Annotated in this window: 13 protein-coding genes; 10 read left to right on the top strand and 3 right to left on the bottom strand. The window is 51.1% G+C overall.

Translation table 11 applies throughout. From position 1 onward, the window contains the following. Nucleotides 1-3 precede the first annotated feature (3 nt). Complete coding sequence (gene fadJ, locus ACYP03_RS00865) at nt 4-2,148, top strand: fatty acid oxidation complex subunit alpha FadJ (protein WP_459778122.1); 2,145 nt, start codon at nt 4-6, stop codon at nt 2,146-2,148. Nucleotides 2,149-2,242: 94 nt separating this feature from the next. Here fadJ and ACYP03_RS00870 read toward each other — a convergent pair whose 3' ends face one another. Together ACYP03_RS00870 and ACYP03_RS00875 are read right to left on the bottom strand one after the other, a co-directional pair. Beyond that, nucleotides 2,243-2,548 (bottom strand): hypothetical protein, encoded by a 306-nt coding sequence (locus ACYP03_RS00870; RefSeq protein WP_036748566.1) that lies wholly within the window; start codon nt 2,546-2,548, stop codon nt 2,243-2,245. Between the two features lie 269 nt (nt 2,549-2,817). Then, nucleotides 2,818-5,583 carry an insulinase family protein gene (locus tag ACYP03_RS00875; RefSeq protein WP_330960746.1) on the bottom strand — a complete coding sequence of 922 codons (2,766 nt, stop codon included), beginning with the start codon at nt 5,581-5,583 and terminating at the stop codon, nt 2,818-2,820. A 221-nt stretch (nt 5,584-5,804) separates the two neighbouring features. Here ACYP03_RS00875 and sixA point away from each other — a divergent pair, with 221 nt between their 5' ends. Together sixA and ACYP03_RS00885 are read left to right on the top strand one after the other, a co-directional pair. Beyond that, the gene (gene sixA, locus ACYP03_RS00880; protein ID WP_248143669.1) at nt 5,805-6,299 is read left to right on the top strand and encodes a phosphohistidine phosphatase SixA; all 495 of its coding nucleotides are present in this window, start codon (nt 5,805-5,807) and stop codon (nt 6,297-6,299) included. 96 nt (nt 6,300-6,395) lie between these two features. Further along, a complete protein-coding gene (locus ACYP03_RS00885) occupies nt 6,396-6,755 on the top strand; it encodes a hypothetical protein (RefSeq protein WP_459778126.1) in 360 nt (119 codons plus the stop codon). Between the two features lie 77 nt (nt 6,756-6,832). On the opposite strand, the gene smrB is transcribed toward ACYP03_RS00885, so the two are convergent. Then, a complete protein-coding gene (smrB, locus tag ACYP03_RS00890) occupies nt 6,833-7,366 on the bottom strand; it encodes an endonuclease SmrB (protein WP_248143841.1) in 534 nt (177 codons plus the stop codon). A 54-nt stretch (nt 7,367-7,420) separates the two neighbouring features. Here smrB and prmB point away from each other — a divergent pair, with 54 nt between their 5' ends. From prmB to ACYP03_RS00925, 7 genes are all read left to right on the top strand, one after another. Next, a complete protein-coding gene (prmB, locus tag ACYP03_RS00895) occupies nt 7,421-8,353 on the top strand; it encodes a 50S ribosomal protein L3 N(5)-glutamine methyltransferase (RefSeq protein ID WP_459778128.1) in 933 nt (310 codons plus the stop codon). Nucleotides 8,354-8,596: 243 nt separating this feature from the next. After that, nucleotides 8,597-8,887, top strand: coding sequence for a hypothetical protein (locus tag ACYP03_RS00900; protein WP_459778130.1), 291 nt, complete (start codon nt 8,597-8,599; stop codon nt 8,885-8,887). Nucleotides 8,888-8,943: 56 nt separating this feature from the next. Then, entirely contained in the window at nt 8,944-9,342 is a 399-nt protein-coding gene (locus ACYP03_RS00905; protein WP_248143675.1) for a hypothetical protein, read from the top strand. 104 nt (nt 9,343-9,446) lie between these two features. Next, complete coding sequence (locus ACYP03_RS00910; RefSeq protein ID WP_330960745.1) at nt 9,447-10,208, top strand: VIT1/CCC1 transporter family protein; 762 nt, start codon at nt 9,447-9,449, stop codon at nt 10,206-10,208. 160 nt (nt 10,209-10,368) lie between these two features. Continuing rightward, nucleotides 10,369-11,859 carry an alkaline phosphatase D family protein gene (locus ACYP03_RS00915; protein ID WP_459778132.1) on the top strand — a complete coding sequence of 497 codons (1,491 nt, stop codon included), beginning with the start codon at nt 10,369-10,371 and terminating at the stop codon, nt 11,857-11,859. Nucleotides 11,860-11,925: 66 nt separating this feature from the next. Continuing rightward, the gene (locus ACYP03_RS00920) at nt 11,926-12,714 is read left to right on the top strand and encodes an alpha/beta fold hydrolase (protein WP_459778134.1); all 789 of its coding nucleotides are present in this window, start codon (nt 11,926-11,928) and stop codon (nt 12,712-12,714) included. Between the two features lie 71 nt (nt 12,715-12,785). Continuing rightward, entirely contained in the window at nt 12,786-13,424 is a 639-nt protein-coding gene (locus ACYP03_RS00925) for a glutathione S-transferase family protein (RefSeq protein ID WP_459778136.1), read from the top strand. The last annotated feature ends 189 nt before the right edge of the window (nt 13,425-13,613 follow it).

Consider the following 13,613-nt stretch of genomic DNA (forward strand, 5'->3'; position numbering starts at 1 on the left):
ACCATGACTGAACAAGAACAGAACGCACCGGAAGTCCCTGTATCTGCCTTTCGTCTGAGCTATGGCGACAACGGGATTGCCTGGCTGACGATAGATGTCCCGGGTGAAAAAATGAATACCCTGCAGGCGGCGTTTGCCGAGCAGGTCGGTGCTGTGTTGGATGAGCTGGAAAGCAAAAAATCAGAGATTAAAGGTCTGGTTGTGCACTCTGGCAAGCCGGATAACTTTGTGGCTGGTGCTGATATTCGTATGCTGGCGGCCTGTACGACGGCAAAAGAAGCTGAGCAGCTGGCAACGCAGGGGCAGCAAATGTTCCAGCGTATTGAAGACTTACCGTTTCATGTTGTCGCGGCGATTCACGGCCCTTGTCTGGGTGGTGGTCTGGAGCTGGCGCTGGCGTGTCACAGCCGGGTATGTACCGATGCCGGTGCGACGAAGCTGGGTCTGCCGGAAGTTCAGCTGGGTCTGCTGCCGGGTTCCGGTGGTACTCAGCGTCTGCCGCGTCTGATTGGCGTTGCGAATTCGCTGGATCTGATCCTGACCGGTAAGCAGCTGCGTGCGAAAAAAGCGAAGAAGCTGGGCGTGGTGGATGAGTGCGTTCCGGAAAGCATTTTGCTGAAAGTTGCTGAAACACTGGCCCTGAAAGGGAAACCGACCCGCAAGCACAGTTTCCAGGACTGGGCGATGGGTGGCAACCCGGTCGGACGGTCTCTGGTGTTTGATCAGGCTCGTAAGAAAACCCGAGAGAAAACCCGCGGTAATTATCCGGCCGTGGATGCAATTCTGGATGTCATTAAATATGGCCTTCAGCACGGCATGGCGAAGGGGCTGAAAGAAGAAGCACGCCGCTTTGGTGACCTGGTGATGAGCCCGGAGTCGGCAGCACTGCGCAGTATTTTCTTTGCGACAACGGCGATGAAGAAAGAAACCGGTGTGCGTGAAGATGTTCAGCCTGTGAACGCGAAACGCGTCGCTGTGCTGGGCGGCGGCCTGATGGGCGGCGGTATCAGCCATGTGTCAGCGACCAAAGCCGGTTTGCCGGTCAAAGTGAAGGATATCTCGAATGACGGGATCCTGAATGCTCTGGCCTATAACTACAAGCTGCTGGAGAAGAAACGCAAGCGTAAGATGATCAGTAAAGCCGAGCTGCAAAAGCAGATGCTGCTGATCAACGGTGGTGTCGATTATCAGGGCTTTGACAAGGTTGATGTGGTGATTGAGGCCGTGTTTGAAGATCTCAGCCTGAAACACCAGATGGTGAAAGAGGTGGAGGCGAATGCCAAGCCGGACACCATCTTTGCCACCAACACGTCATCGCTGCCGATCCACCAGATTGCGTCTGTGGCTGAGCGTCCGGAACGGGTCGTTGGTCTGCATTACTTCAGCCCGGTGGAGAAAATGCCACTGGTGGAAGTAATTCCGCATGAGGGAACATCACCGGAAACGGTCGCGACGGTTGTGAAACTGGCGAAGAAACAAGGCAAAACACCGATTGTGGTGGCAGACAAAGCCGGTTTTTATGTGAACCGAATTCTGGCCCCTTACATGAATGAAGCAGCACTGGCACTGCTGAGTGGCGAACCGGTTGAGCACATTGACAGTGCGCTGCTCGACTTCGGCTTCCCGGTCGGCCCGATTACGCTGCTGGATGAAGTCGGTGTTGATGTCGGCGCCAAGATCAGCCCGATTCTGGAAAAAGAGCTGGGAGATCGGTTCAAGAGCCCGGATGTGTTTGACATTCTGCTGAAAGACGGCCGGAAGGGCCGGAAGTCAGGCAAAGGTTTCTATCTGTATAACGGGAAGAAGAAAGGCGTCGACAAGAGCATTTATAAGCTGCTGAATCTGAATCCGGCACGAAAAGCCAGCGGTCATGATATTGCAATTCGCTGTGCGCTGATGATGCTGAATGAAGCGGCCCGCTGTCTGGACGAAGGCGTGGTCCACAGTGCCCGTGACGGTGATATCGGTGCGATCTTTGGGATTGGCTTCCCGCCGTTCCAGGGAGGACCGTTCCGTTATATGGACCAGCTGGGTGCGAAGCGTGTTGTTGAGTTGCTGAATGAGCATGTAGACAAGTACGGTGATCGTTTCCGTCCTTGCGAGCTACTGCTGGAAATGGCAAAGAACGACCAGCGTTTTTACGATTAAATCGTCAGAAATCCATAAATCAAAGGCCTGCAGTTGCAGGCCTTTGTCGTTAGAGGGAGATGGAACATGACGGAAATGTCAGGGAAAACAGAATCTAAACAGTTTTGTGGTGTTTGAAGCCCTGCTGCATGGTGGCATTCAGACGAAAACGGCGATACAGAATTCGGGGTCTGATCAGATGAAGCAGCAGAATTACGGAACCAGCCACCATTAAAGGGTTGAATCCAATCCAGAGCAGGAAGCTCAGGCTGCATAAGGCAATCCCGGTCAGCAGGTACAGCATCCCGTCAAACTGGCGGGGATGAATCGCTTGCATACAGGTACGGCAGAAAAGCCGGCTGTGAATACTCTGATTTTTGGCCGTAATTTTTTCACGGCAGATCGAACAGGCGTGTGACATATCAGTTCCTGAACATTGTCCTGAGAAAAAGTGCTTATTCGACCTCATGGCTTCTTGTGTCTATCTGACACAGACTGCCAGCCAGAGGGGGATATATTTTGATTTCTTAATTTAGTTAATCGACTGAAACCAAAGAAAAATTAGCGGAATTCATAAAAATGTAACCGCGGTTCCAATTTTCAGGGCAATAGTGTGCGATGTCGGCATATCCTCTGAGCAAATTGCTCAGAGGAGATTGAAACGTCAGGGGGAAGGACAAACGGTCAGAATTAGCAGGCCGTTTGCTGAAATGCGGAGACGGAAGTGATGGATTCACCGGCTTCCAGCGGGGTCAGGTTGCTGTGTGCTTCACCCTGGGAGTAGGCAATAAGCCGGTTCGCTGTCCGGGGCTTAATGGCTTCGACCATAAATCGCACCAGCTCAGCCCGGGTTAAGGTCGCCATTTCAGCAGCGATTTTCTGGCGCTGGTCGAAATGCTCGTCTTTGTGACCGATACTGACCCAGTATCGCTGTGCCCGGGCGCGCAGATTGGTGTCCGGTTCCGACAGCTGTGCAATCAGCCCCTGTTTACTGGCCTGCCAGTGGCTTTCGTTCAGTTCGAGCAGGACCAGGGCAAAGGCATTGGTAAATTCGTCGATGGCTTCCAGCAATTGCAGCGGTCCGGCAACCGGAGACTGAATATACAGCAACAGGCCGGGATATCGGTTGAGTGGCAGGTTCGCTGTGCCCACCATATAGCCCAGTTGCTGTTCGGTGCGCAGTTCGTGGAAGAAGGTCGTCGACATCAGGTGATTGGCCAGCGTATAGACGGCAATTTCCCGGGGAGACTGTTCGCGGGACTGATGATAAATCAGGATCGCTGAATCGGCATGGCCGCAGTCGACTTCAAACCGCAGCGTGCCGCATTTCCCCAGATGTACCAGCGGGCGTTGTGCTTCGCCATACAGCTGATCGGTGACCCGGAAGGCATCTTTCAGAACTTCCGCCAGCGCTAAAGCATCATCTTTTCGCCAGTCGCCGTAAACAAAGGCATCAATATGCAGCTCGGCAAACATGGCGTCCACAAATGTTGGCAGCTCAGAAATTTCGACGGTTTCCAGTTCCTGAATCAGGGCCGGATAGGGCGGATTATTGGGCTGCAGCAGACCGGTCAGCTGATTAAACAACTGAGAGATCGGTTTATCTTCCGCGGCATTACGCCAGTTCCGCAGCATCTGCGCTTTAATACTGTTGAAACGATCGGGATGGAAAGTCCGGCCGGAGAATTTCTCCAGCAGCAATTTCAGCAGCAGTGGTTGTTTTTCACTGAAACCAGACAACTGCAACGTGACCCCGCCCTGATGGGCATAGAGGTTATAAGCCATTCCGGCAACTTCTGCCGGATAAGCAGCTTCATTGCAGGATTCCATCAGCATCTCGACACAGAGCCGGGTTTTCACGATGTTCCGGACTGAGCTGACGGCATGCGGGCTGTCAATGGCGACATAGACCTGGCCTTTGGGCACCCGGAATTCATGTTCCTGCTTGTACCACAGGCGAAATCCGGGCAGATCCTGAATCAGCTGCGGAATCTCATCCTGCTGGCTGGTCAGCGGGTGGGGATCCAGCCGCTCACACAGATACGGATTAGGCTTCGGCAGGGTCAGGGCCGGATTCTTACCCGGTTCAGCCCATGCTTTTAACTGGGCATCCGTGAAGGGTCGGACCGAGTATGGGGTGTGATACCAGTTGGCGACGCGGTCATGCTCCTGTCCTTTGGCGACCAGTGTCAGGCGCATGTTATCCGGCCGCAGCATCGACAGGACTTCTTTCAGCAGTGACTCGTCGTAGTGACTCATCATGTAATCGCCGTAGACAATATCTTCCGGCGCATAGTGCATCAGATTCATCACCAGATAGCTGACCGTATCCAGCGGACGGCTTTTTTCCTGATAACGGAAGGCCTGCTCCAGCACGGCCCGTTTCTCGCGATAGCGCCACTCGGCCAGTCCTTGCGCTGCGATTAGGTTGATGTACTGAAAAATGGTGGTCACGATGTGATCCGTCTGCTCCAGCCCTTTCGGGGTCAGATTCAGGCCAATCGTGAATTCCCGGAAATTACTGCCGCTGACACCGCCACCGGCAGCCAGGGTATTGATCAGTCCCTCGCTTTTCAGCAGGGACATCAGACTGCCCGTGCCTTCATTTCCCAGTAAATGGGCCAGATAAGACAATGGCTTGCTGCGATAGTGGACTTCCATCGCCGGGAGCGAGAACGACAGCGTCAGTTTTCTGACTTCTTTTATCGGTTCAATAGCAATAAAACGGGCATTCTCCCTGTCTGTTACCAGAGGGACAGCAATGGCCGGTTTTTCTTTACCGTCATTCGGAATTGCGCCAAAAAACTGTTCGGCAAAAGTCTGAAGTTCATCCAGTGACTGGGGTCCCAACAGGACCAGTCCCATCAGATTGGCAGAGTAGTGCTGTTGGTAGAAGGCGATTAACTCGTCGCGGACCGGTAAATCCGGGCGGTCTTCGAGGGTGCTGAGATCCCCCACGGAAAATTTGGCAAACGGGTGCTCCGGATTGATGGTTTCCTTATGCACCTGATACAGACGACGGACATCGTCTTTCAGCTTCAGTTTGTATTCGGAGTCGACGGCCTGCCGTTCTTTATCGACCGAATCGGCATTAAACAGCGGCGCGGTAAAAAATTGTCCGAAGCGTTCCAGTCCGGCTGCAAATGCGGGCGGGACGATTTCGAAAAAGTAGGTGGTGTTCTCTGTGCCTGTCCAGGCATTGTTGCTGCCGCCGTACTGGTTGACAAACGACTGAAACTCACCCGGATGGGGATATTTTTCGGTGCCGAGAAACAGCATGTGTTCCAGAAAGTGTGCCATACCCTGACGATCCAGCGGATCGTCGAAATGACCAATGCCGACTGACAGTGCCGCTGCCGACCTCGGTGCTGCCTGATCATGGACCAGCAGCACCCTGAGTTGGTTATCCAGGGTCAGATAGCGGTACTCTTTGGGATCGTTCGGACTCTTGAACACAGGAAGCGCCTATTTTTACAGGGAATTAGGCTAATTATGACGCCCAATAATGGCACTGGCAAATTCTGTCTGGCGAGTCGAATTGTTACAGGGAAATGATCCTGTGATCGCGATAGCGATTCAGCCGTCACGCTTTCGTATCGCTTAAGATTAAATGGCTACCCTGTCTGTGCCAGCCTTTGCTAGCATAGCCACAGAAACGCGCAATCGGATTGGAGACTATGCGAATTTTTATCATGCGTCACGGCGAAGCACAGCATTTTGCCCCAAGTGATGCGGAGCGGCCCCTGACCGCACAAGGGAAGTCCTACTCGCGTCAGATGGCGAAGCAACTGGCCAGTCATCTCGACGGTCAGCTGGATCTGGTCTGGGTCAGCCCTTACCTGCGTGCGCAACAGACCTGGCAGGCGATGTCAGAAGAGTTGCCGGTGCCCAAAACGCTGATGACGATTGATGATATTACCCCGTACGGTGATGCCGCGCAGGTAGCCGATTATCTGAAAGCGGTCGTTGAACTGGAAAAACCGGAAACTGTGCTGGTGGTTTCGCACCTGCCGCTGGTGGGCTATCTCAGTGCAGAACTGGTGCCGGGACTGCAACCGCTGATGTTCCGGACGTCCTCGATTGCTGCGGTCGACTTTCATTCTGAAGGTGAACCGTCCGCCTTGTTATGGCAGGAGAACCCTGTTGAGGCCGTTCAGTCGAATCATCGCTAACTTGGGTGCAGGGCGCACTTTTCAATGACCAGACTGTCCTGCCCGGATGGTTCAGGTACAATCCATCTTCAAAGAATGACTGATAATGAACTGGTTATGAAAAAGATACTTTTCGTTCTGTTAGGCAGCCTGGGACTGACTGCCTGTGCAGCCAATATGGTGAAGCCGAATATTGTGGCCAACGGGGCTATTAAATGGGTCAATGGTGTTCGCGAGGAAATGAATATTTCCAAGACGGGCAGTACCTTAACTTTCCTTTCCCCGCCAAGCATTATGGCACCGGGTGGCATTACAATCTTTTCCCGCATCGACAGTGCCCGCAATGGAAACTGCGAACATTACTATAACGAAAGTGCGATGAAAGTGCGTATGCAGATTTGTGACACCGGAGAAGTGACCCTGATTCAGGACGGTCAGGTGATTAACGTCGGTGCCCTGGTGCAGGAAGTGTATTGAAAGTGTTAGCCTAGAGTGCACTTCAGTTCAGAGTCGTCAGGCGTGAACGCCTGACACTCATCGGGTATAAGGAACGGTCAGCGTTCCGGGATCTCAATCAGCACCAGCAGCGCACCGGCACCGCCAAATTCCAGCGGCGCCTGATGGAAAGCCATCACATCCGGGTGCTGAGCCAGCCAGAGCGGTGCTTTCTGTTTCAGAATATGTTTTCCGATGCCATGCATGACGCAGGCGCAGGACACCCCGTCTTTGATACAAGCGGCGATCATTGCTGCCAGCTCGCGTTTTGCTTCCATTTGCGTCATCCCGTGCATATCCAGAAAAATATCCGGCACATAGACACCGCGCCGTAACTTTTTCACTTCATACTTGGACACATCGGAACGGGCATACTGCATCGGACCGTGTTCGCTGAGGTGCGGTTCGAACTCGTCCGAGAAGTAAAACTCGTGGTTTTGGCTGTCTTTGACGTTCACATTGCGCTTATCGGCTTTCGGGCGCTGTCGGCGCGGGGTGATTATGGTATCATTCGACAGCTTTTTAGTGCCCTTAACTGCTTCCTGAAAGAGCGCGAAGTCGTCCTCTTCCAGAGCTGGGTCTTTTTTACTCATCATCAAATTTCCAACTACTTTATCGCGGTATTGTAGCGCCATTTGGAGGCTATTTTGGATAAGATTTTTGTCGACGAAGCCGTCAACGAACTTCACACATTGCAGGATATGCTACGTTGGACCGTCAGCCGATTCAACGATGCGGGCCTGTTTTATGGCCATGGCACAGACAATGCCTGGGATGAAGCGGTGCAGCTGGTTCTGCCGACGCTGCATCTGCCGATTGATATTCCTGCTGACGCGCGTTTCTCGCGCCTGACCAGCAGCGAACGCCGTGCCATTGTTGAGCGCGTGGTCCGTCGTGTGACTGAGCGGACACCGGTTGCCTATCTCACCAACAGCGCCTGGTTCTGCGGACTGGAGTTCTTTGTGGATGAGCGTGTGCTGGTGCCGCGTTCCCCGATTGGTGAACTGATTGAAAATGGTTTTGAACCATTTCTGACCCGTGAGCCAACCCGCATCATGGATCTGTGTACCGGCAGCGGCTGTATCGGCATTGCCTGTGCGTATGCGTTCCCGGAAGCGGAAGTGGATCTGGTCGACATCTCGACCGATGCACTGGCTGTGGCAGAGCAGAACATTCACGACCATGGCCTGGAACAGCAGGTGATCCCGCTGCACTCCGATCTGCTGCGTGATGTGCCGAAAGATCAGTACGACATCATTGTCTCCAACCCGCCTTATGTGGATCAGGAAGACATGGACAGCTTGCCTGAAGAGTTCCGTCATGAGCCGGAGCTGGGTCTGGCCGCAGGTTTTGATGGTCTGGATCTGGTTCGCCGTATTCTGGCTAACGCGCCGGATTATCTGACAGAAGACGGGATTTTGATCTGCGAAGTGGGTAACTCCATGATTCACATGGAAGAGCAATACCCGCACATCCCGTTCACCTGGATTGAATTTGAAAATGGCGGTCACGGCGTCTTCATGATGACCCGTGAACAGCTGCTCGACTGCGCTGCTGATTTCGCTGAATACAAAGACTGATACCTTCCCCCTTTTAGTTTTTCAAACAGCCAGACTGAGGTCTGGCTGTTTTTTTATCTGTCTTTTGTTTTCCCGTCGCTTCCCCGCGCAAAGTCTCAAAACAGACTGCCTCATTTCTCATGTTAAAAATTCATGACCTATAAATGCTGCACAAATATCCGGCATCCGTGACTGAAATGTCAGGGGCGGTAGCGTGTCTGCGCCTGAAAATTTCGGCATAACATAAATGGGAGGGGAAAACTGATGCAACAGAATCCATCGAAACCAACACTTGGGATCGGACTACTTCTGACCGCGATTTTTATGACGGTGTCAGGTTCAGCGTTGTCCTCAGTCGAAGGGAATGTCACAAAACTCATCATCAATGATGGGAAACAAGACCAGTTGGTTCTGACTGGGGATGAGCAGGTAAAATTACCTGAAGCAGCAGCAAAAAAAGGAAAAACTGCACAGAAAGATCAACCTCATGTTGAATCAAATCATGCTGATAATAATAAAAGTAAGGAGGGGAATAACAGTCCCTCTGTGCCGTGAGTAACGGAACATAAACGGACTGAAAAATATGGATGCAGCATGAAAAGGAGAATTCGGTGTTTCTGTCATTATTAGTCGTGACTTTTGTGATTGCTGTTTGTGTTTGTTTTATTGTCTCGAAACTGTTCAGTCAGCCAATTGATGTCATTTTAGAAAGGCTGGTGGCGAGTGATATTGCATTTGCCTGGACCAAATATCTGAAATTCGCCATTTATGTGGTGGGTATTTCTGGTGGTGTGAGAATTTACAGCCTGGAAGAATTTTTACGCGCACCGAGTGAAAACTTCACGCCACCTGTGTTAACGACGGAACGCTGGGTGCTGGAAATTTACCGGACGATTATAGAGTCGCTGCAATCTATCGCCTGGATGTTACTGGTGTTCTTTATTTTTGCACTGATTGCCTATGTCATCGTCAGGGTATTTGAGCTGCGCGCACGCAAGAACGATCCATAAACTCCAGTCAGCTCGCTGGTCTATGCTTACGAGACCTGCTTACGAGGCTTATTTTTAATGTCCGCTTTCGTCAGGCATTTCAGAATCAGTGAGATGGGCTGTATATGCGCCATGACAGTGATGAAAAACTCTCTGAGGAGCACCGTCCGGAAGCGATCAGAGAAAAGCTCAGCAGACCCGCGAAGGAAAATGTTGCTTCGGACGTTGTGCTCGGCGGTATTGACGGGTGTGTGACAACTTTTGCTGTGGTGTCCGGTGTCGTCGGCGCCGGTTTTTCTCCTGTGGTTGCGCTGGTCCTGGGATTTGCCAATCTGATCGCCGATGGTTTCAGTATGGCGGTCAGTAACTATGAGTCGATTAAGACGCATGGCGAATTTATTCAGAGTATCCGGGATACTGAGCAGGAACATATTCAGAAGATACCTGAGGGAGAGCGGGAAGAGATTCGTCAGATCTTCCAAAATAAAGGTTTCACGGGTGAAACGCTCGAAAAGATAGTAGACACCATCAGCGCCGATCAGCAATTATGGATTGATACCATGCTGATTGAAGAACATGGGGTACAAAAAACGAACCGGAATCCGGTGAAAGCAGCCATGGCCACCTTTACTTCCTTTGTCCTTGTTGGCTCTGTTCCGCTGATTCCATTCATGATTCCGGGACTGGAACCGAATCTGCAGTTTGCATTCAGTGCGTGTCTTGCAGCACTGATGTTCTTTTCAATTGGCGCTTTAAAGAGCCGACTGTTCGATAAACCTGTTTTCCGCTCAGGAATCAGCACACTTTTCACTGGTGGAACGGCAGCAGTGCTGGCTTTTCTGGTTGGCTTTGTACTCAGGGAAATCTTTGGTATTTCGGTGTTATAGGCTGAATGGCTTTATCCGCGAAAGCTGAAAAGTGAAAAACACATTTTAAAAATAAAATATTGAGGCAGCCATCTGATTCTTTTAACGTACCCGTCCGGTATTGATAAATCATCATTTTTAAACCTGTCAATAATACATTTATCAAAAGGAAAGGATAAAGATGGCAAATAAAATTTTGGTTGGTCCTTTATTAGGGCTGGAGTCTGAATCGCTCTACACTTTTTGTTTATTAACTGACAGGTCTGTGAGTTCAGTCAAGGTGATGACAGACGCTGGCGAAATCGTTGCAAATGCTGTCGGTGATACTCCTCGGGGGAAATTTTGGCGAGCAGAAGGGAGCTTCGCTGCCAAACCTCTTTACCAAAAAATCACTTATCAGGTGAAGCTAGATAATGAGATTACGGCGGATGGACAGGCGCGTGATGCCTGGACTTTTTATGTACCGGGACAGAATGAAAAACCATTGCTGGCTTATGCTTCATGTAACGGTTTATCGACATTCGACCTCCGAAATAAGACCGATGATCCTTACCGGTTGTGGCGGGAGATGGCTCAATCTCATGCCAGAATTCCCTATTCATTATTGCTGATGGGCGGAGATCAGCTTTACGCGGATTCTGTCTGGAATGATGTGACAACACTGAAAAAGTGGGGAGAACTGTCACGGAAAAGAAAAGTCGCACAAGCGGCGTCTAAAGAAATGCTTGGGCAGCTGGAGCGATTTTATGAGCGTATTTACAGGGAGCGCTGGGCGGATCCTGATATGTCATTGATGCTGGCGTCAGTCCCTTCGGTCATGATGTGGGATGATCATGATATCTTTGACGGGTGGGGAAGCTATCCGAAGGATTTGCATGAATGTGATGTTTACCAGGCAATATTTGGTGTTGCACGGCGATACTTTGAATTATTTCAAATGCGTACGAAAGCGAACCACAGTTTATTAAACCCGTCTGCTGAACATTATGGATTCGCTTTTACATTCAGGGGATATCACATTTTAGCGTTGGATAACCGCGCCGAACGGACGCTGACGCAGGTGATGAGCGAACAACAATGGTCAGATATCAATACTTACCTGTCGAAGACTGTGCAGGGTGGAGATCTGCTCGTCTTATCGGCTGTACCGGTCATCTATCGTGATTTTTCATTCACGGAATCGGTGTTTGACACGACGCCCTGGTCAGAAGAACTCACGGATGATCTCAAAGATCACTGGCGTGCCAAAGAACACCAGGGAGAACGTGCCAGGTTAATCATGCGACTGCTGGATAACACCAAAGCGCGGCAGCAACATGGTAAATACCGGACCCTATTGCTCTCTGGCGATGTACATCTGGGATGCCTTGGCGTGATTAACGACAACAGAGCCGGTGCGAATGTGAAGATCCATCAAGTCGTCTCATCCGGCATTGTTCATCCTGCCCCGAGTCGTATTGCGTGGATTGGCATCATGGCAGTCACCAATGACGATGACGAATTTCTCAATGAAGAACATACGATTCGTATTTCTATGCTCAAACCGTTCAGCTCGGATAAATACATTCGGTCCAGAAATTATGTCAGCCTGAAAGAAGGGACGGATGAAAAATTATGGGTCAACTGGCTCTGTGAGCAAAAAGATCATCCAGCTTATCCGCTGGAATCGTAAAAACGACAGGATATGAATCACACTGTTTTTCGCACTCAGGCAGCATAACCCGAGGAGGCAATTGCGATGAATCCGAATCAGACCAACGTCCGGACAGGCTATGCGCCGGTTAATGATCTCCAGATGTATTTTGAGATTCATGGTTCACCTCATATGGCACAACCGCCAATGGTTTTGCTGCACGGTGGCGGAGATACGATTCAGACATCTTTTGGCGATATTCTGCCCCTGATCGCGCGCGAACGGCAGGTGATAGCGTTTGAGCAACAGGGATATGGCCGTACGGCAGACATTGCTGAGCGGCCATTCACTTTTGAGCAGTCTGCCGATGATACAGCTGCGCTTTTGGATTACCTGCACATCGACAAAGCTGATCTTTTTGGTTTCAGTAATGGCGGTACCATTGCCATGCAGGTGGCGATCCGGCATCCGCAGCGGGTGAGCCGGCTTATTCTAGTGTCGGCACTGTTTCAGCGCGACGGCGCTTACCCATGGCTCTGGGAAGCGATGAAGCATGCCCGGCTCGAGAACATGCCTCAGGAATTACAGGATGCTTATCTTCAGGTGGCGCCACATCCGGAGAATCTGCGCATGTTTCACGATAAGGCTGCCGGGCGGATGGTTGAATTTAAAGACATTTCTAAGGACTCGATTTGCAGCGTGACGGTTCCCGCACTGATTCTTGTTGGCGATGCAGATGTTATACGTCCTGAACATGCGGTTGAAATATCCCGTTTGCTTCAGTACGCACAACTTGCTGTGCTGCCGGGGACGGACCACATGAAAGTCATGACCCGGATTGACTGGCTGGTGCCGATGGTGGATGAATTTCTTGAGAAAACGATAACAATGTGACATCTGCGATTCGGGTGACAGCGGTGTTTCGGCTTAGCCCTCGATGAATGCCCGCACAAAGGAGACGTGAAATGAACAGCTTGATCCTGACAACGTTTGATTGGGTGCCAGAAACGCCGCGCGGATATGTTCGTGATCTTCGGGTGCGCTGGGCGCTGGAAGAGGCCGGATTGCCCTATTGTGTTCGGGGGACATCCTTCCGTGAACGCAGTACTGAGCATTTTGGGTATCAGCCTTTCGGGCAGGTTCCCTGGTTGACTGACGGAGATATCTCGGTCTTCGAAACCGGGGCAATTCTGCTTTATCTTGGCGAGCGCAGTCAGGCACTGATGCCTGCCGATGCGCGCAGTCGCATTGAAGTGATGTCCTGGCTGTTTGCGGCGCTGAACTCTGTCGAGATGGCAGTTTTACCCTGGTCCATTTTTATGTTTACGGGGGATACCGAAACGACACCGGGACGGAAAAGTCTCGACAATTTTCTCGTGTCCCGGCTCAGTCATCTGGAAGAGGCTCTGGCAAAGCGGGAATGGCTCACCGCAAATTTTTCTGTCGCAGATATTGCTATGGCGGACGTATTGAGACTGGTCGATCGGTTCGGCGGGCTGACGCATTATCCTGCTTGTAAGGCCTACGTTCTCCGAGCATCCTCTCGTCCTGCTTTTTTGACAGCTTACGCGGATCAAATGGCATTTTTCGCTGCGGCTGACTGAATAGATGTCGCTCCCGTCTGGCAGTTTCAGGGGATCGTTTTTTCTGGGTACCCAGGTACGGTTTCTCCTTTTCCTTTCTACTTTTTCCTTACTCCCGAAAACTTCATCAGAACGATGCTTTTCCTCATCCCCTGAGTTTTAACTCATCCCAGAATGATTCAAAAGACCAATGAATATAACGTTCAGATT

The sequence above is a fragment of the Photobacterium sp. R1 genome, assembly GCF_054600795.1.